20 protein-coding genes are annotated in these 17810 nt (G+C 46.1%); 19 read left to right on the top strand and 1 reads right to left on the bottom strand.

The window, feature by feature from the left end:
* The 13 genes from rpsE to ACHZBG_RS13605 all read left to right on the top strand — a co-directional run bounded on the left by rpsE (position 1) and on the right by ACHZBG_RS13605 (position 8949).
* Positions 1–513 carry a 30S ribosomal protein S5 gene (gene rpsE / locus ACHZBG_RS13665; protein WP_320130024.1) on the top strand — a complete coding sequence of 171 codons (513 nt, stop codon included), beginning with the start codon at positions 1–3 and terminating at the stop codon, positions 511–513.
* A 4-nt stretch (positions 514–517) separates the two neighbouring features.
* Positions 518–706 carry a 50S ribosomal protein L30 gene (gene rpmD, locus ACHZBG_RS13660; RefSeq protein ID WP_320130023.1) on the top strand — a complete coding sequence of 63 codons (189 nt, stop codon included), beginning with the start codon at positions 518–520 and terminating at the stop codon, positions 704–706.
* Between the two features lies 1 nt (position 707).
* Complete coding sequence (rplO, locus tag ACHZBG_RS13655) at positions 708–1139, top strand: 50S ribosomal protein L15 (RefSeq protein WP_320130022.1); 432 nt, start codon at positions 708–710, stop codon at positions 1137–1139.
* A gap of 14 nt (positions 1140–1153) precedes the next feature.
* Positions 1154–2470, top strand: coding sequence for a preprotein translocase subunit SecY (gene secY, locus ACHZBG_RS13650; RefSeq protein WP_320130021.1), 1317 nt, complete (start codon positions 1154–1156; stop codon positions 2468–2470).
* 18 nt (positions 2471–2488) lie between these two features.
* Positions 2489–2602 carry a 50S ribosomal protein L36 gene (gene rpmJ, locus ACHZBG_RS13645; protein ID WP_198890382.1) on the top strand — a complete coding sequence of 38 codons (114 nt, stop codon included), beginning with the start codon at positions 2489–2491 and terminating at the stop codon, positions 2600–2602.
* Positions 2603–2655: 53 nt separating this feature from the next.
* On the top strand, positions 2656–3021 hold the full coding sequence (gene rpsM / locus ACHZBG_RS13640) for a 30S ribosomal protein S13 (protein WP_320130020.1): 366 nt from the start codon (positions 2656–2658) through the stop codon (positions 3019–3021).
* Between the two features lie 14 nt (positions 3022–3035).
* Complete coding sequence (gene rpsK, locus ACHZBG_RS13635) at positions 3036–3413, top strand: 30S ribosomal protein S11 (RefSeq protein ID WP_320130019.1); 378 nt, start codon at positions 3036–3038, stop codon at positions 3411–3413.
* A 17-nt stretch (positions 3414–3430) separates the two neighbouring features.
* Positions 3431–4072 carry a 30S ribosomal protein S4 gene (gene rpsD / locus ACHZBG_RS13630; protein ID WP_320130018.1) on the top strand — a complete coding sequence of 214 codons (642 nt, stop codon included), beginning with the start codon at positions 3431–3433 and terminating at the stop codon, positions 4070–4072.
* Positions 4073–4081: 9 nt separating this feature from the next.
* Positions 4082–5134, top strand: coding sequence for a DNA-directed RNA polymerase subunit alpha (locus tag ACHZBG_RS13625; RefSeq protein WP_320130017.1), 1053 nt, complete (start codon positions 4082–4084; stop codon positions 5132–5134).
* Positions 5124–5603: a 50S ribosomal protein L17 gene (rplQ, locus tag ACHZBG_RS13620; protein ID WP_320130016.1), complete on the top strand. Its 480-nt coding sequence runs from the start codon at positions 5124–5126 to the stop codon at positions 5601–5603. The genes ACHZBG_RS13625 and rplQ overlap by 11 nt, the downstream gene beginning before the upstream one ends.
* A 228-nt stretch (positions 5604–5831) precedes the next feature.
* Positions 5832–7364 carry a ribonuclease Y gene (gene rny / locus ACHZBG_RS13615; protein ID WP_320130015.1) on the top strand — a complete coding sequence of 511 codons (1533 nt, stop codon included), beginning with the start codon at positions 5832–5834 and terminating at the stop codon, positions 7362–7364.
* 8 nt (positions 7365–7372) lie between these two features.
* Positions 7373–8173, top strand: coding sequence for a TIGR00282 family metallophosphoesterase (locus ACHZBG_RS13610; RefSeq protein ID WP_320130014.1), 801 nt, complete (start codon positions 7373–7375; stop codon positions 8171–8173).
* A complete protein-coding gene (locus ACHZBG_RS13605; protein WP_320130013.1) occupies positions 8173–8949 on the top strand; it encodes a TlyA family RNA methyltransferase in 777 nt (258 codons plus the stop codon). Before ACHZBG_RS13610 ends, ACHZBG_RS13605 begins: the two co-directional genes overlap by 1 nt.
* On the opposite strand, the gene ACHZBG_RS13600 is transcribed toward ACHZBG_RS13605, so the two are convergent.
* On the bottom strand, positions 8924–9490 hold the full coding sequence (locus tag ACHZBG_RS13600) for a GerMN domain-containing protein (protein WP_320130012.1): 567 nt from the start codon (positions 9488–9490) through the stop codon (positions 8924–8926). The two genes, ACHZBG_RS13605 and ACHZBG_RS13600, sit on opposite strands and share 26 nt — an antisense overlap.
* Positions 9491–9566: 76 nt before the next feature.
* On the opposite strand from ACHZBG_RS13600, the gene ptsP reads away from it, so the two are divergent.
* The 6 genes from ptsP (at position 9567) to dnaK (ending at position 17759) form a co-directional block, all read left to right on the top strand.
* Complete coding sequence (gene ptsP / locus ACHZBG_RS13595) at positions 9567–11300, top strand: phosphoenolpyruvate--protein phosphotransferase (protein WP_320130011.1); 1734 nt, start codon at positions 9567–9569, stop codon at positions 11298–11300.
* Positions 11269–12846, top strand: a complete 1578-nt coding sequence (der, locus tag ACHZBG_RS13590) for a ribosome biogenesis GTPase Der (protein ID WP_320130010.1) — start codon at positions 11269–11271, stop codon at positions 12844–12846. Before ptsP ends, der begins: the two co-directional genes overlap by 32 nt.
* Entirely contained in the window at positions 12794–13552 is a 759-nt protein-coding gene (locus ACHZBG_RS13585; RefSeq protein ID WP_320130009.1) for an HAD family hydrolase, read from the top strand. The genes der and ACHZBG_RS13585 overlap by 53 nt, the downstream gene beginning before the upstream one ends.
* A gap of 17 nt (positions 13553–13569) precedes the next feature.
* Positions 13570–14976, top strand: a complete 1407-nt coding sequence (locus ACHZBG_RS13580) for a SpiroCoCo family coiled-coil protein (RefSeq protein WP_320130008.1) — start codon at positions 13570–13572, stop codon at positions 14974–14976.
* Between the two features lie 176 nt (positions 14977–15152).
* Positions 15153–15737, top strand: a complete 585-nt coding sequence (gene grpE / locus ACHZBG_RS13575) for a nucleotide exchange factor GrpE (protein WP_320130007.1) — start codon at positions 15153–15155, stop codon at positions 15735–15737.
* Between the two features lie 87 nt (positions 15738–15824).
* On the top strand, positions 15825–17759 hold the full coding sequence (gene dnaK / locus ACHZBG_RS13570; RefSeq protein ID WP_320130006.1) for a molecular chaperone DnaK: 1935 nt from the start codon (positions 15825–15827) through the stop codon (positions 17757–17759).
* The last annotated feature ends 51 nt before the right edge of the window (positions 17760–17810 follow it).

Here is a 17810-nt window from a genome sequence, read left to right as displayed (position 1 = left end):
GTGGAAAGATCTAGAGAAAGGGATAAAGACAAGAACGATGGATACATCGAAAAGCTGATCAAGCTGAATCGTGTTGCTAAGGTAGTCAAGGGCGGTAGGAGATTCTCCTTCTCGGCTTTGGTTGTTGTAGGCGACCAGAAAGGCAAGGTTGGTTATGGTTTTGGAAAAGCCAACGATGTCACCGAAGCTATTCGCAAGGCCGTTGATCGTGCTAAGGTGAATATGATTGTAGTTCCTGTGAAGAAGACTTCCATTCCTCACGAAATTATTGGAAATTACAAGAGCGCAAGTGTCCTCCTTCGCCCTGCAGTACCTGGAACTGGCGTTATTGCCGGTGGTGCTGTTCGTGCTATCTGTGACGCCTGCGGTATAAATGACATCCTGAGCAAGTCCCTCGGTTCCAAGAATTCGATTAACACCGTAAAGGCCGCTTTTGATGCACTCGAGCATCTTTTTGATGCAAAGAGTATGGCAAAGAACAGGGGTAAATCCCTGAGCGAGATGTGGGGTTAATCCGATGGCTGACGCAAAAAAGATCAAAATTACCTTGGTCCGTAGTGTTGCTGGATCCAGGCCTATGCAGCGTAAAACTGTAAAGGCTCTTGGACTTGGCAAGATTGATAGCTCGGTTGTGCAAGACAATAATCCCTCAACGCTTGGGATGGTTCGTGTTGTATCACACCTTGTGAAAGTCGAGGAGATGTAAGATGGGACAGATTCACGCACCGTTTGGTGCCAATACAAAAAAGACTATCGTTGGCCGCGGTGCTTCCTCAAAAGGCCGTACCTGCGGTAGGGGCCATGATGGACAGAACCAGCGTTCCGGTGGTGGTGTTCGTCTTGGTTTTGAAGGTGGCCAGATGCCTCTGTATCGCCGTGTAGCACGCAGGGGTTTTTCTAATGCTAAGTTCAAGCAGGATTATCAGATTGTATCCTTCGATGTTCTGTCCGCCAACTTTGAAGACGGTGATGTGATTACCCTTGACGTTCTTAAGGACGCTGGGTTGGTAAAGGGTTTCGGTGTTCAGGTAAAAATCCTGAGTAACGGTGAGCTTACCAAAAAAGTAATCATTGACGGGTTGCAGGTTTCCGCAAGCGCGATCGAAAAGATCAAAGCTGCGGGTGGCGAAATCAGATAACAAAGAAGGGCTTTATGGCAAACTCCTTAGTTGAGATGTATAGAATGAAGGATCTTCGGAAGAAGATTTTCATAACCTTGGGCCTGCTGATTGTCAGCAGGGTTGGGGCCGTGATTCCTATTCCAGGTGTAGATCCCCAAGTTCTAAAACTGTATTTTCTTTCCCAGAGCAACAGTTCCAGTGTTGGTTTAACCGAATACTTGAACTTTTTCTCTGGTGGTGCTTTTGCGAACTTCTCTCTCTTCATGCTTGGCGTTATGCCGTACATCAGTACTCAGATTATTCTTCAGTTGCTGATGTTAGTAGTACCAGCTCTGAAGAAACTGGCAGAAGATCCGTCTGGACAGAAGAAGATTCAGCAGTACACCAGATATGGTACGATTGTCGTTTGTCTGATTCAGTCATATGTGGTCACGATTTACGCGAATTCTATTCCCGGCGTTTTGACCATGGGGATCGTACCCTTTACACTTATTGCAATGCTTACGGTTACTGCCGGTGCCATGCTATTGGTCTGGCTCGGAAATAAAATCACTCAGTTTGGTGTCGGAAACGGTATTAGCCTTTTGATTTTTGCCGGTATTGTTGCAAGAATTCCCGAAGCGATGGTGACTTTATTCAAGAGTGTCTCAGCAGGTACCTTGAATCCTATCGTCGTTTTGGTTGTTTTTATTATGTTCATTGTAGTCGTCGCTCTCGTTGTATATGAAGAACAAGGTGTTCGTAAAGTTCCCGTGAACTATGCTAAACGCGTTGTAGGCCGAAAGATGTATGGTGCCCAGAGTACTTACATTCCAATAAAGCTCAACCCGTCTAATGTAATCCCGGTTATCTTCGCTTCCGCTTTGCTTTCATTTCCTTTGCAGATTGCGACTACTTTGGGACCACAGGTAAAGTGGCTAGCCACTTTTGCCAATTGGCTTAGTCCTCAGGGTGCCCCCTATCTGATCATCTACGCCCTGTTGATTATAGCGTTTGCTTTTTTCTATACACAGGTGACTATGAATCCGGTCGAGATGGCCAAACAGATTCGAGAGAACGGTGGATCCGTACCAGGCGTACGATCCGAAAAACTTGAAGAGTATCTTACAAAGGTACTTAACAGAGTTGTTCTTCCCGGTGCAATCTTCTTGGCTTTCATTGCTTTGATTCCCACACTGGTACAGAAATTATTTAGCTTTCCTTCATCCGTGGCAATGCTGTTTGGCGGTACGTCGTTGATTATCCTCGTCGGCGTAGACCTTGATACCATGAGGCAGATTGAAGGCGTTATGAAAATGCACCACTATGATGGGTTCAATGTGGGAAGCAAAAAGTCGAAACATATTTAGGCTTTAGGAGCTAGAAACATGAAAGTAAGAGCAAGTGTCAAACCGATTTGTGACAAATGCAAAGTAGTCAGACGGAATGGGGTTGTCCGTATCATTTGTGAGAATCCCAAGCACAAGCAGAGACAGAGGTGACAGGGTTCGGCGGAAGCCTTCCTACTCTATAAGTGAAATTCAGGAGGCCATGAATGGCGAGAATTGCAGGTGTAGATTTGCCGAACAAGGCAGTAAAGATTGCCTTAACGTATATTTACGGAATCGGCAGGGTTTCGGCCGCTGACATTTGTGCAAAGACACAGATCAGCCCCGATATAAGTATCAACACCCTTTCAAACGACGACCTTGCGGTACTTCGTAAGGTTATCGAGGAAGAGTACAAAGTAGAAGGACGTCTTCGCACAGAAGTCGCCCTGAATATCAAGCGCCTTATGGACATTGGCTGTTATCGCGGTCTTCGTCATCGTAAGGGTCTTCCAGTACGTGGGCAGAGGACCAAGACCAACGCTCGTACTCGCAAGGGTAAGAAGAAAACCGTTGCGTCTAAGAAGAAATAAGGAGCAGGTAATAAATGGCTAATACAAAGCGCAAAGTGAAGAAGACGGTATATGAAGGGAATGTCTATATTCAGGCAACCTTCAACAATACCATTGTCACCGTTACCGATCTTAACGGTAATGCTGTTTCCTGGGCCAGCGCAGGCGGACTCGGGTTTCGTGGTGCCAAGAAGTCCACTCCTTATGCAGCACAGACCACGGCAGAGAAAGCAGCTAAAGCAGCTATGGACTCTGGCCTTCAGGAAGTCAATGTATTCGTGAAGGGTCCCGGTGTTGGACGTGAAAGTGCAATTCGTACTTTGGGCGTGCTTGGGTTGAAAGTCCGGTCTATCCGTGACGTTACACCCATTCCGCACAATGGATGCAGACCTCGTAAAAGCAGACGAGTCTGATTAGGAGCTAGAATTATATGGCAAGATATACAGGACCGAAATGCAGATACTGCAGAGCCGAAAGGACTAAATTGTTCCTTAAGGGCGAAAGATGTCATTCCGGCAAATGTCCGATGAATGATCCCAAGGCCACAGGCCTTCCTGGAAAGGACCCAAGGGCCCGTTCCAAGAAACCGACCAACTATGGCATTCAGCTTCGTGAGAAGCAGAAGCTGAAGAGGACGTATTGCATGCTCGAGAAGCAGTTCAAGCTGACTTTCGACGAAGCATCAAGAATCCCCGGAAAGACTGGTGAAAACTTGATTATGTTGCTTGAATGCAGACTTGACAATGTTGTCTATCGTTTGCACTTCGCCAGTAGCAGAAGTGAAGCTGGTCAGTTGGTCAACCATGGGCATATCCAGGTTAATGGTAAAAGAGTAACGATTCCTTCTTACCGCCTCAAGCCCGGCGACATTGTCTCCGTTGGCCCTCGTGGACAGAAGATGCTTACTATTAAAGAAAACCTGAAGGAATATTCCAAATCCGGTGTTTGCCAATGGCTTGCGTTGGATGTGGATGCGATGAAGGGTACCTTCGTAGCTGTTCCTCGGAGAAGTGAAGTCACCGAGCTCGAAAAGATTAACGAACAGTTGGTCGTCGAGTTGTATTCCAGATAAGGAGTAACCATGGCACGCAAAAACCTTCTGAAGGGCTTCAAGAAGCCCAAGGGAATTACCTTTGAACATAGCACAATTGAATCCAATTTTGGGAAATTTATAGCTTATCCGTTTGAGAGAGGCTTTGGTACCACTATTGGCAACACGCTCAGAAGGGTACTTCTCTCATCTATCCAGGGGTATGCCGTCACTGCCGTGAAGTTCACCAGCTTCAATGAAGATGGTGTTCCGCATATGATTTCCAGTGAATTTGAGCAGCTCCCGGGTGTCCGTGAGGATATTGCCGATATTATTGCTGCTTTAAAGAAACTGCAGATCAAGATGCCCGAGGACTCAGAAGGGACTAATCTCCTTATTGAGTGTAAGGGCCCCGGCATTATTACCGGTGCAAACTTCGAGCGTGACCAGGTTGAGATCACCAACAAAGATTTGGTTCTGTTTACGATGATGGATGATGCCAACATTGAAATGGAAGTCCAGATTGACCTTGGAAGGGGCTATGTCCCGTCTGAAATCAACGAGAAATATATCGAGGAAATAGGGACGATCCCTATTGATGCGACTTTCTCACCGGTTACCCGCGTTAAGTATTCGATAGAACCTACCCGTGTTGGATATCGTAGTGATTATGATAAACTGACATTGGAGATTTATACCGATGGGACAATTGCTCCACAGAATGCCTTGGCAGAGGCTGCGAAGATTGCGAAGGAATACTTCCAGATCTTCATAAACTTTGACGAGACATTGATCAGTAACAATGACGAAGTTGACGAAGAAGAAGAACGGGTTCGCAAGATTCTCGGTACTTCTGTTGAGGAATTGGAGCTGACCGTGAGGTCAAGCAACTGTCTCAAGAATGCCAACATCAGAACGATTGGTGACTTGACCAAAAAGACTGAGGAAGAGATTGCAAAGACGAGGAACTTCGGTAAGAAGAGCCTCTCTGAGATTAAAGACAAACTCAAAGAATGGAATCTCAGCCTCGGGATGACGGACTACAGTGTTTTGAAAACTGCAGTTAAAGTCCCAGGGAACAAGGAAGAAGAGAATGAAGCATAGGATTGGATTCAATGCGCTAAGTAGAAATTCCGCCCAGCGGACAGCTTTAAAGCGCAACATGGTGACCTCCCTGTTCAGATACGAGAGGATTGAGACCACCAAGGCAAAGGCTCTTGAAGTTCGAAGAATGGCCGAAAAAATGATTACCCGCGCTAAGGTCGATAATGTACATAATCGTCGTACTATTGGCAAGGATATCACTGATGAGGCTATTTTGGCGAAACTATTCACAGAGATCGCTCCTTTGTTTGTTGAGCGGAAGGGCGGTTATACCCGTATCCTGAAGACCGGCAACCGTCTCGGCGATGCTGCTGAAATGGTCATCCTTGAACTGGTTGAAAAAACCGTTAAGGCTGATAAAAAAGCTGAAAAGAAAGCTGAGAAAAAAGCCGATGAAAAACCTGCAAAGGTGAAGGCTGCAAAGCCTGTAGCCGCCGCAGAAGAGAAGAGTGCAGAAGAGGTTAAATAAGCCCCTTATTCGTACCTTCAAAATTGTTAGACCCTTAGGGGTGAAGCCGCTGTTGTCATGACAGCGGTTTTTTATATTGTCATAAGCTTCCAGAAAGCAGAAGATAGTCAAAATAGTTTGTCAGATTGTTTATACTTCTATACTTATGGTAAAGATTTATGATTAAGTTAGCCTTGACAAGTAGCAAAACCGTTCGTATGATTGATACATTACAATAGGGGGTGGTATATGAATGTTATACTAATCATCCTCCTTAGTTGTTTAATTGGTATCGTCTTAGGTTGGTTATGCCGTTGGCTGTATGCGAAATTTAAGCTTACCTCGGTTGAACAGAGAGCTGTTAGACTGAACAAGGAAGCAATAAAGGAAGCTGAAGCAAAGAGCAGAGAGCTTTTGCTTGAGACTCGGGATCAGTTGTTGAAAGAGCAACAACAGCAAGAACGCGAGGCTAGGGAAAGACGGAGTGAATTGCAGCGTTCTGAGAGGAGACTTCTTCAAAAAGAAGAGAATCTTGAACATAAGCAAACTGAATTAGATGCTATCAGAAAGCAACTGGGAGATAGAGACGCAAGTCTTTTAAGGAAAGAACAGGAAATTTCCGTCAAGGAAGGTAGCCTGATAAGCGAACTTGAGCGTATTGCTGCAATGACTGCCGAGGAAGCAAAGGCAAATATCATTGAGGCTATGCAAAATGACGCAAAAAGAGATGGGCAGCTCTTGATCAACAAGATTGAACAGGAAGCTCAGCTCACTGCCGATAAAAAGGCGCGTGATATTGTCGTTGGTTCCATCCAGCGATTGGCTACTGAAGTTACCAGTGATGTTACTATCAGCTCGGTAAGCCTCCCCAGTGATGAGATGAAAGGTCGTATCATTGGAAGAGAAGGACGGAATATCCGGACCTTGGAGACTTTGACTGGGGTTGATGTAATTATCGATGATACTCCAGAGGCCGTTGTCATTTCATGTTTTGATCCAGTTCGCAAGGAAATTGCCAGGGTATCGCTTGAACGACTTGTTCAGGATGGAAGAATTCATCCTGCCCGAATCGAGGAAGTTGTAAACAAGGTAACCAAAGAAATTGGAAGAATCATTGCTGACGAAGGCGAAAAGGTCGTATTTGATCTTGGTGTCCATAATATGGGCCAGGAGACAATCCGTGCTTTGGGACGGCTCTATTTCCGTACCAGTTATGGCCAGAATGTTCTGAATCACTCGAAGGAAGTTGCTATCTTATCTGGTATGATTGCCAGTGAAGTAGGTGCCAACAGTGAGTTGGCGATGCGTTCCGGACTTTTGCACGACATTGGAAAAGGAATTGAGACTGAAAGTGATGCAAACCATGCTGAACTTGGTGCTGAGATGGCCAAGCGACTTGGTGAGGACCCTCGGGTCGTCAATGCAATTCTGGCTCACCACAATGATGTAGAACCAACAACCTTGGAAGCTGTCATTGTTCAGATTGCCGATGCTATCAGTGCTGCACGTCCTGGTGCAAGACGTGAAACTTTGGATAATTATATCAAACGTCTTGAATCCCTTGAGCAGATTGCCGAGAGTTTTGCCGGTGTAGACAAAGCCTATGCAATCCAAGCTGGTCGGGAATTGAGGATACTGGTAAACAATGATACGGTTTCCGATGATGGTGCCAAAGATATTGCCAAGGGAATTGCCAGCCGAATAGAGGCTGAATTGCGATATCCCGGCAGGATCAAGGTGACGATTATTCGTGAAATGCGTGTAGTAGAATACGCTAGGTAGGTTTTGTAGTGTCTGATTCAAAAACACTGACTGTCCTGTTGCTTGGGGATGTTTGCGGACAACCTGGGTGCAGGGCGCTTTTTATGGGACTTGGTTCGTTGGTCAAGGATTTTCGCGCAGATTTGGTCGTAGTCAATGGTGAAAATGCTGCCAATGGTTTTGGTCTTTCTGCCCGACTTATGGAACAGTTCTTTACCCTAGGTGTTCATGTCATTACGAGTGGCAACCATATATGGCAACAGGAAGACCTGTTGCCATATCTAGATAGTGAATCTCGATTGCTTAGACCGGCAAATTATCCACCTCAGGCTCCTGGTCATGGATCGACTGTCGTTGATTGTAAAGGTCATAAAGTTGCGGTACTTAACTTGCAAGGAAGACAGCAATTGATATCGATTGATTGTCCCTTCAGGATTGGAATGGACCAGGTCCAGAAATTGAAAAAGCAGACCCCAATGATTCTTGTCGATTTTCATGCCGAGAATACTGAGGAGAAGGAAGCCCTGGCCTTGTATCTTGATGGAAAGATTTCTGCCCTTGTAGGTACCCATACCCATGTTCAGACTGCGGACGAGAAGATACTTCCCCATAAAACTGCGTATATTACTGATCTTGGTCTTTGTGGACCGAGTGAGAGCGTAATTGGTTCGGATCCGGGCATTTCCATAGCCAAACAGATGACGCAGATGCCACTTCGAAGTGAAATCGCTGACCATCCTCCTGTTTTGCAGGGTGTATGTGTGACGATTGAGACAGAAACCGGAAATGCTGTTTCCATTAAACGGTTTACCCGTAGTTTTGCTCTTTGATGAAAAAAAAACGGCTTCCCTTGCTACAGCTTCTGGCCAGACAATATGGCCAATACTCAAAGGATCAATTGACGGCATTCATAGCTTGTCGGAATGTCTATGCCAATGGAATCCTTGCAACTGATCCTAAACAAATGCTTGAAATAGAGAGTGAGCTATCCTTTACCTTCGATACCTATGTCTCCAGGGGAGGTTTCAAGCTTGAGCATGCCCTCGAGGCTTTTGGAATTTCTGTCAAAGGCTTGGTGATGCTCGATGCAGGGGCTTCGACCGGAGGCTTTACCGATTGCCTGTTGCAACGGGGAGCTTCCTTGGTTCATAGCGTCGATGTTGGATATAATCAACTTGATTGGAGACTCAGGACAGATGATAGGGTCTTAGTTTATGAAAAGCAAAATATCATGTTCCTCGACAGTCTCAATCCTCCTTGTTCAGGGGCCGTTTGCGACCTTTCTTTTAGATCAATAGGAGGAGCTGCCAGCCATATTCTTCAACTCTGCCGTGACAAATGGCTTGTCTCGTTGATAAAGCCCCAGTTTGAACTTCCCAAGGGCCAGCAGGGATTTACTGGGGTTGTTGAGGATACCGATTTGCTCAAGACGGTAATGGCTACTGTATATTCACTTCTTGAGGATGAACAGGTTGGGATTCATGGCTTGGAAAAGAGCCCTATAACCGGACATAAGGGAAATACCGAATTTCTTGCATTGCTCAAGCCTTCCAAAGGTATGGATATGGAGACTTTCAAGGCTAGACTTGATGTCCTTCTTGCATAGTCACTTCCTTGCCTTCAACCAATAACACGATATTCTCGACTTTACTGAAATCCGTGGCTGTCAATTCCAGTTGTTTGTACGCCTTGGCAAAATCGGGGCTATTAAGAAATTCTTTTGAGAGGTCAATAAAAAGGATTCCATCGGAAAGAGTGAGCCCAATAAGAGTAGTCTTTGGTGCAATATAGGTAATGGCTCCTTTTGCAAGGGCGTTATAATCAGGACCTGCAAGCAGGCTTTCGATGCAATCGTGATACACCGATCCTCCCAGCTTTTTTTGTTTTTGCTTGTACAGGGAAAATTCTCCTGAATAAGAGACAAAGCACGCATCGACGGTTCTGAAAGCAGAACTGCTTACAAAAACGGAACTCTGTGCTTTCAAATCCAATACTCCGCTTGCTTCAATCGATTTGAGTATGGAAGGGCTGGTTATTGCAACCAGAAGAATGCTGAAGACCAACCAGCTAACCCAACCGATCAGTAATTTATTTTTATTGTTTTTTGGTGATGGAGCGGTTTTATCTTGTTCTTTTTCCCTGTTCATAGCATCTATTCTAGTGTGAACAGGGTTTTGTTTCCAGCTTTACATGGGAGGATAAACTCCGTATAGTACATTACATATGAGGATATTCAATGGAATTGCGGCCTCGGAAGGACTTGCCAAAGGTAAAGCTTTGCTACATATCCATTCCCAGTTGGTTGCGGAGAAACATCACATCTCTCAAGAGGCCCTTCCAAGCGAACTTGAAGCCTTTGAAATTGCTGTAAGGAAGGCAAAAGAGAACTTGGAACAGCACAGAGGCCCTGATGTTGCCTCTCTGCCTTCAGAAATACTTGAAACCCATATGATGATGCTTTCCGACCCTGAATATCTCTCCCAGATTGAATCTGAAATCTCAAGCAAGCTTGTTTGTGCCCAGTGGGCTGTTGATACTGTCACGAATTCCATGGTATCGCTTCTGGAGGCCTCTGAGGATGCAATACTGCGCGACAGGGTGATCGACTTCAAGGATGTGGGACTTCACTTGGTCAAAGCTCTGAGCGGTAACCATGGACAGGATATCTCAACTCTGGAAGAGGATGTCATTCTTGTTGCCGACAACATCATGCCTTCCGAGTTGTTTGCGATGGACAAGACCCATGTGTTGGGAATAGCCTTGGATGGAGGAGGAAGGGCAAGCCATGTTGCCATCCTCGTTCGAGCTTTTGGCATTCCTGCAGTATTGGCTCTTGGAAATGCCGCGGCGAAAGTGAATGACGGCGATGAAGTGATTGTTGATGGAAACTATGGGGAGTTTTATGTCAGGCCGGAATTGATTGCCGCGCAGAACTTGAATGAACGGTTTGCCTTGTGGCAGCAACATGAGGCTGAATTATTGCAAATGGTCGACCTTCCAACTGAAATGAACGATGGCCACAAACTTTCCCTGAAAGCCAATATACAGACTGACGGGGAAGTTGAGAATGCGATACGGTATGGTGCGGGGGGAATTGGTCTCTTTCGTTCCGAATTCTTGTTTATGGATAGCAATGACAGTGCCTCCGAGGAACAGCAATTCAATGCCTATCGGAAAGTGGTGGAATCGATGTCCCCAAAACCGGTTACCATCCGTACCATTGATATCGGTGGGGATAAGATCGTAAAGGGTATGGGCATAGATGAGAAGAACCCCATCCTTGGGTGGAGAGCCGTACGTTTTTGTCTTTCCCGTAAGGATATCTTTACCATACAGTTGAGAGCTTTGCTCCGCTCCAGTATGTATGGGAAATTACAGATAATGTTTCCGATGATAAGCGGGGGCGAAGAACTGGACGCTGTATTGCATTTGTTTGAACATGTGAAAGAGGAATGCAGGACAGAACATATTCCCTTTGACCCCGATATCAAGGTCGGGACAATGATTGAGGTTCCCTCTGCAGCGATGTGTGCCGACATCCTGGCAAAAAAAGTAGATTTCTTCTCGATTGGCACAAATGACCTTATCCAGTATACAATTGCTGTTGATAGAGGTAATGAGAAGATTGCATATCTTTATCAGCCAATGCATCCGGGAGTACTTCGCTCCATCAAGATGATCATTGACAAGGCTCACAAGGAAAATATTCCCGTAAGCCTTTGCGGTGAAATGGCTGCCGATCCGCTCTATTCCGTGCTGTTGGCCGGTTTAGGGTTGGATGAATTCAGTATGGGCCCCCAAAGCATCCTGCAGGTTCGCAAGATTCTTCGTAATGTTTCTTATAAAGAAGCTCAAGAACTTGCCGAGACCGTGATGCAAATGGATTCATATCTTACAATTACCACCTATATAAGGGAGTGGATGCATGACCGATTCGATCATTTCACCACCATTTGAGACGGAAAACGAACAGGTTGACAAAGTTGTCGCCAAGATTCCCGTCATCGTAATAATCGGTAGGCCCAATGTGGGCAAATCGACTCTTTTCAATCGACTGATAGGCAAACGCAGGGCGATCACAGATCCGACCCCAGGGGTTACCCGTGATCCCATTCCCGAACGCTGGCTATTGGGAAACCATCCGGTTATCCTGGTGGATTCCGGTGGCATAAAAGTTGAAAGGGAAGGGCTTGACGACCTGGTATCCGAAAAAAGCTACGGATTGCTCGGTAAAAGTGATGTAATCCTGTTCATGATGGATTGCATGGAAGTCACGGCTGAAGATAGGGAAATCATCGAGCGCCTCAGGCCTTATTCTGATAAGGTTGTCCTTGTCGTGAACAAGATTGATGATACTCACCGAGATGATTTGATCTGGGAGTATTATGGATACGGATTCCAGCGGGTCATCGGCATATCGGCCGCTCATGGACTTGGAATCGAGGAACTTGAGGAAACTCTTTTGGGAATGCTGGAACTGGAAAGCTTGCTTGATGCTCCTGAAGAGGTCTCCACACTTAAGCTTGCCATCCTGGGAAAACCGAATACTGGGAAAAGTACGCTTGCAAACCTTCTTGTCGGTGATGACATCTCTATTGTCAGTGATATTGCCGGTACTACCCGTGACGTGGTCAGGGGTGCCTTCAATTACAAGGGCACGGATTTCACTGTTCTTGATACTGCTGGGATCAGGCGTAAGAGCAAGGTTGAGGAAGATGTCGAGTATTATTCGGTCAACCGCGCCATCAAGACCATCGAGGATGCCGATGTCGTGTTGCTGATGATTGATAGCATCGAGGGATTATCAGACCAGGACAAGAAAATTGCGTCATTGATAGTTCGCCGAGGAAAAGGCGTGGTATTGGTGCTCAATAAGATTGATTTGCTTGCAGGTGTCGGAAACCAACTTGAAGCGATCAAGGACCGTGTACGCTTCCTGTTCCCTGTGCTGGCCTTTGCCCCTATGTGTTCCATAAGTGCAAAGAATGGGCAGGATATCGGCAAGTTGCTCGATATGGTCTGGACAGTCTGGAAGCAATTGAACAAGCGCGTCGACACTTCGACTCTGAATGAAGCTCTCAAGGGATGGGGTGAAGCTTATCAACCTCCTCGAGGAGCCGTAGGCCACTATAAAGTATATTATGGGACGCAGATAAGCGCGATGCCTGTCAAATTCTTGTTTTTTGTAAACCATGACAAGGATTTCCCCCAGGCCTATATCCAGTATCTGAAGAATTGTATTCGCAGGGATCTTGGATTTACCCTCATACCGATCGAAATTGACCTACGGGAACGAAGAAGAAATCCTTCCCTCAATGATAGACCGGCGAAAGTAGCTTCTCCCGATGGGCCGATCAAGACAGCTGTTTCCCGAAAGGCTACCGGCGGAAAGGCCACTGCCAAGGTAAAGAGCACGAAGCCCGGAAACAAGGCTGCTTTTGGAAAATCGCGTGAACGTTCCGCAAAAAAAGAGCGAAACAATACCCAAAAGAAGCGAGGTTGAGATGGGATTTCTGCAGGACCAAGGGATAAAGGCCATCTGGCTTGATATAGATGGTACCCTTTATCCAAAGCGAATGCTCAACTGGCGCATGATCAAGACAGCTTTTCCTTCGCTTCGGCTGGGTTTGCTGTTCAATTCTGTTCGCCAGGAATATAGGGCCAGTCAGGACTTGGTTGCGACTGATCCCCCCGATAGGGAAGGCTTGCTTGCTCGACAGGCAAGCCTTATCCTTGAAAAAATTGGCAATCCTGTTACTCCTGACAACTTGCAAAGAATCAGAAGAAAAGTTGATAGACAGTTTTATGCACAATGGGAGAAATCGTTTCTTTCGATAAAACCCTGCCCGGGGTTGCAGGGAGCCTTGGAAAAAGCCAAGGCCCAGGGGATGGCCATCGGGGTGTTCAGTGATTTTCCGGTTGCCAGGAAATTGAAAACTCTTGGGATAGAGACCTTTGTCGACATAGCAATAAGTTCCGAGGATAGCGGGTATTTGAAACCAAGTAAGAAGGCCTTTGATTTTTTACTGGAACATATGGCTCTGAAACCCCAGGAAATCCTGTATGTCGGGGATAGTTATGAAAAAGATGTCCTGGGGGCAAAACAGGAAGGCATGTATGCTTGCCTGCTAACTCGCTCGAGAAGAATTTTTCCAAAAGCAGATTTGGTTGTTCGTTCCTGGGAGGAATTTTCTTCCCTCGTGTTTTGATTTGATGGGAGGTCACTATGGAATTGTTATTGCCGGTCATACTCTTCATCCTGACACTGGTCATAATTTTCTCGCTTCGAGCGGAAGACAAGAGAAACCGTCGCTATGATTTGAGCAAGCAACGTCAACAACAATATGCAAGGGAGATTGAATCGGTGCAATCCCAGTTCAGGGAAACTTCTCAGCAGGCTGAGGAGAAGATTAACCACAAGATTCAAGAATCAACGCAACTTTTACATAAGATTGATGAACAAATCTATGATTTGCAGTCTCGAAGCGATGACCTGACCAAACTTCAGGAAGTACTCAATAGTTATCGGCAGGTCTTGACTCAGCTTGGGACCACTACAGAACAGGCAGAACAACGGATTGCCGAGGTTCATGACGAGATTGCACGTGTTGAACGATTCAGGATTACCCTGGAGACCTTCGATGGACATATTGATTCCTATAGACAGGAATTTTCGGATTCCCTTCTTCAGGCCAAGGCTACCTTATCTGCTTTTCGTGAAGATATTTCTGGTCTGGAATCCGCTTCCCTCGAAAAATTGCAGAATTATGAGCAAGAAGTACAGGAAACTGAACGAAGAAACCAAATGCGGGTTATTTCTCATTCCGAGGTATTGAAAGCAAATGAGGAAGCTTCCCTGGCAGTTGTATCCGAACGAAATGAACAGTTGGAAGAATTGCGTAAGGATGGCGTTCTCGCCGTTGCCGAACATGCTGAACAGATGAGGCAAATCCAGCAAAAGGCTTCCTTGGTAATGCAGGAACATCATGATGAGCTTGAGGATCTGCAGGCTCAAGCAGAGCAGGTGGTTGTCGAAATCAAGGAAAAATTGGAAAAACTTGAAACAAGTTCGGAAAAACAAGTGTCTACCTCCTTGGATTCTTTTGTTTTGACTTGTTCAAAGCAGATGGAAGAGCTATATGACCAAACCGTAGGACGTACCGATAAGGCTTTTCATTCCATGATGGCGATAGTACGACAATTCCTTGATGAACTGGCTTTACGATTGGAAGCGGCCAAAGAATTGGCTCCAGAGGAAAGTTTGGAATTTGAAAGGCTCACCGAAGCCATACAAGAATTCCCAGAGGCTGACGAGATCCTTGAGGCTGACGAGATCCTTGAGACTGACGAGATCCTTGAGACTGACGAGATCCCAGAGGCTGATGAGATCCCAGAGGCTGATGAGATCCCAGAGGCTGATGAGATCCCAGAGGCTGATGAGATCCCAGAGGCTGATGAGATCCTTGGGACTGAGGAAATCCCTGAGACCGAGGAAATCCCTGAGGAATTGACGGAAATCGAAGACCTTCTGGAAAGTCCACAGGTAGAGGAATCTTCATCTTGGGTTGAATTTATTCCCCAAGGAGATGAAGAAGTTATCAATCTCGATGAGGAAGACGAGAAAAATACTTGACGCTTCCAATCTTCCGTATGTATGTTATCGTCATGCCCGGGGTGGGCTACTCATTATTTTTTAATCAAGGTAAACAGTATTGGCCCGGGAATAGGGTATTCCTGTTTTCGGGCATACAAATATGCATGTGCTTTTGTTTGGTCAAATGCAATGCAAAATTGGGGAATTGAATGGATATGAAAGAAAAAAAGAAAGATGCAAAACAAGAAGAAGAGAAACTGATTGTAGATGATGTTTCCTCCGAAGAGACTGCATCTTCTTCGGATGCTGAACAAAATGATTTTCAGATTGCAGCCTTACAAGCCAAGGTCGATAGCGCAGAGGCTGAGTTGGCTTCAATGAAGGACCAGATGCTTCGTGATCGTGCTGAAATTGAGAATTTTCGTAAGCGTTTGATCAGGGATAAGGATGAAGCGGTGAAATACGCAAATTCAAATCTTATCAAGGATCTTCTACAACCGCTTGATGATTTTACCCGGGCTCTCGAGGCTGCTGAATCAACCAAGGATTTTCAAAAGGTTCATGATGGCGTACTGATGGTAAGTTCTCAATTGTACGGGATTCTCGAACGAAACTGGGGACTCGAGAAGATAGATGCGAAAGGAAAGGAGTTCAATCCTGAAGAGCATGAGGCTTGCATGGTCGTTGAAGACCCTTCCTTGTCGGCAGAGACTGTCTTGGAGGATTTTTCAACGGGGTACAAATTGCATGGACGTATTTTGCGGCCTGCAAAAGTGAAAGTTGGCAAGCCAAACGTTTGACGATTTGATTTAGTATGAGTACTTTAAGGGCAAAGGTTTAGAGATCTTGTTTAGATTGATGGATATTTAGGAGAGGAGATATATAAAATGGGAAGAATAATTGGTATTGACCTGGGCACTACTAACAGCTGCGTCGCAGTAATGGAAGGCAATGATCCCATGGTTATCGCAAACAGTGAAGGACAACGAACAACTCCTTCTGTTGTTGGTTATACCGCCAAAGGTGATCGCCTTGTTGGGCAGCCTGCAAAGAACCAGATGGTAACGAATGCTGAGAATACTGTGTATTCAATCAAGCGTTTTATGGGAAGAAAATATAGTGAGGTTCCTTCTGAATTGGGAAGAATCCCGTATAAGGTGTTTGCCGGACCCTCAGGGGAAATCAAGGTTGACATCAGGGGTGAGGCTCATTCACCACAGGAGATTTCTGCTGCCGTTCTTCAGAAGATGAAGAAAACAGCCGAAGATTACCTTGGAGAGGCTGTTACCGAGGCTGTTGTCACCGTTCCCGCATATTTTAATGATGCACAACGTCAGGCAACCAAGGATGCCGGTAAGATTGCTGGCCTTGATGTAAAGCGTATTGTCAATGAACCTACCGCTGCCGCTTTGGCTTATGGGTTTGGCAAGGATGCGAGCAAGGAAGAAAAGATTGCTGTCTACGACCTTGGTGGTGGTACCTTCGATATTTCCATCCTTGAACTGGGCGATGGAGTTTTTGAAGTAAAGTCTACCAATGGTGATACTCACCTTGGTGGTGATGATTTTGACCAGAGAATCATTGATTGGATGTCTTCTGAGTTCAAGAAGTCCAATGGTATTGACCTTACAAGTGATAAAATGGCTTTGCAGAGATTGAGGGAAGCAGCTGAGAAGGCAAAGATTGAGCTTTCGAATTCAACGAGCACCGATATCAACCTTCCGTTCATCACCGCAGATGCCTCAGGCCCAAAACACCTTCAGATGACTCTCTCCCGTTCTCATTTTGAACAATTGGTTGCTGACTTGATTGAAAGGACCAAGACTCCCGTACGCAACGCCCTTCGCGATGCCGGCCTTACCGCCGCAGACATTGATGAAGTCGTTCTGGTCGGTGGTTCCACTCGTATTCCCGCGGTTCAGACAACTGTCCGTGAGTTGTTCAAGAAAGAACCCCACAAGGGAGTAAACCCCGATGAAGTCGTTGCAATGGGTGCAGCCATCCAGGGTGGTATTCTTGGTGGAGATGTCAAGGACGTGCTGTTGCTTGATGTTACCCCGCTTTCTCTCGGAATCGAGACCCTTGGTAGCGTAAATACTCGTTTGATCGAACGCAATACCACCATTCCTACCCGCAAGAGCCAGATTTTCTCGACTGCAGCGGATGGGCAGACGGCTGTTAGCATCCATGTCCTTCAAGGTGAGCGTGAAATGGCTTCCCAGAACAGGACGTTGGGTAAATTTGATTTGATCGGCATTCCTTCCGCTCCACGTGGGGTACCTCAGATTGAGGTGACTTTCGATATCGATGCGAACGGCATCGTCCACGTTTCCGCAAAGGACTTGGGTACCGGTAAAGAGCAGAAGATTCGTATTGAGGCTTCTGCAGGGCTCAGTGATGCCGAAATTGACAAGATGGTCCGTGATGCCGAGGCTCATGCTGAGGAAGACAAGAAGGAACGCGAAAGGATTGACGCTCGTAACGAAGCAGACAGCCTTTCCTATTCAACTGAGAAGTCCCTCAAGGATTACGGGGATAAGATCAGTGCCGAAGACAAGTCCAAGATTGATGCATCCCTTGCTGAATTGAAGACTGTCCTTGCCAACCAGAGTGCTACGGCCGTGGAAATCAAGGCAAAGAGTGAAGCATTGCAACAGGCAGCCTATAAACTGGCCGAGGAAGTGTATAAGAATGCTTCTGCCGCCCAGGGCGCGGAGGGTGCACAACCTGAACAACCTTCTTCTGAACCCAAGGAAGAGCAACCGAAGAAGCATACCGGTAAAGACGGTGTCGAAGATGCTGATTACGAAGTCGTAGACTAACGTTTCGTAAACAGGTTACTATGGGTAAAAGGCTTTTCATCATGTCGGCTA

This window comes from uncultured Sphaerochaeta sp., assembly GCF_963676625.2.
Classification (GTDB): Bacteria; Spirochaetota; Spirochaetia; order Sphaerochaetales; family Sphaerochaetaceae; genus Sphaerochaeta.
Note: the sequence above shows the minus strand (reverse complement) of the source record. Positions and strands in the feature narration are given on the sequence as shown.

Excerpts from the sequence above, each read along its gene's own strand:
- rpmD (WP_320130023.1), top strand. The coding sequence starts at position 518 with ATGGCTGACGCAAAAAAGATCAAAATTACCTTGGTCCGTAGTGTTGCT.
- rplO (WP_320130022.1), top strand. The coding sequence starts at position 708 with ATGGGACAGATTCACGCACCGTTTGGTGCCAATACAAAAAAGACTATC.
- secY (WP_320130021.1), top strand. The coding sequence starts at position 1,154 with ATGGCAAACTCCTTAGTTGAGATGTATAGAATGAAGGATCTTCGGAAG.
- rpmJ (WP_198890382.1), top strand. The coding sequence starts at position 2,489 with ATGAAAGTAAGAGCAAGTGTCAAACCGATTTGTGACAAATGCAAAGTA.
- rpsM (WP_320130020.1), top strand. The coding sequence starts at position 2,656 with ATGGCGAGAATTGCAGGTGTAGATTTGCCGAACAAGGCAGTAAAGATT.
- rpsK (WP_320130019.1), top strand. The coding sequence starts at position 3,036 with ATGGCTAATACAAAGCGCAAAGTGAAGAAGACGGTATATGAAGGGAAT.
- rpsD (WP_320130018.1), top strand. The coding sequence starts at position 3,431 with ATGGCAAGATATACAGGACCGAAATGCAGATACTGCAGAGCCGAAAGG.
- ACHZBG_RS13625 (WP_320130017.1), top strand. The coding sequence starts at position 4,082 with ATGGCACGCAAAAACCTTCTGAAGGGCTTCAAGAAGCCCAAGGGAATT.
- rplQ (WP_320130016.1), top strand. The coding sequence starts at position 5,124 with ATGAAGCATAGGATTGGATTCAATGCGCTAAGTAGAAATTCCGCCCAG.
- rny (WP_320130015.1), top strand. The coding sequence starts at position 5,832 with ATGAATGTTATACTAATCATCCTCCTTAGTTGTTTAATTGGTATCGTC.
- ACHZBG_RS13605 (WP_320130013.1), top strand. The coding sequence starts at position 8,173 with ATGAAAAAAAAACGGCTTCCCTTGCTACAGCTTCTGGCCAGACAATAT.
- ACHZBG_RS13600 (WP_320130012.1), bottom strand. The coding sequence starts at position 9,490 with ATGAACAGGGAAAAAGAACAAGATAAAACCGCTCCATCACCAAAAAAC.
- ptsP (WP_320130011.1), top strand. The coding sequence starts at position 9,567 with ATGAGGATATTCAATGGAATTGCGGCCTCGGAAGGACTTGCCAAAGGT.
- der (WP_320130010.1), top strand. The coding sequence starts at position 11,269 with ATGACCGATTCGATCATTTCACCACCATTTGAGACGGAAAACGAACAG.
- ACHZBG_RS13580 (WP_320130008.1), top strand. The coding sequence starts at position 13,570 with ATGGAATTGTTATTGCCGGTCATACTCTTCATCCTGACACTGGTCATA.
- grpE (WP_320130007.1), top strand. The coding sequence starts at position 15,153 with ATGAAAGAAAAAAAGAAAGATGCAAAACAAGAAGAAGAGAAACTGATT.
- dnaK (WP_320130006.1), top strand. The coding sequence starts at position 15,825 with ATGGGAAGAATAATTGGTATTGACCTGGGCACTACTAACAGCTGCGTC.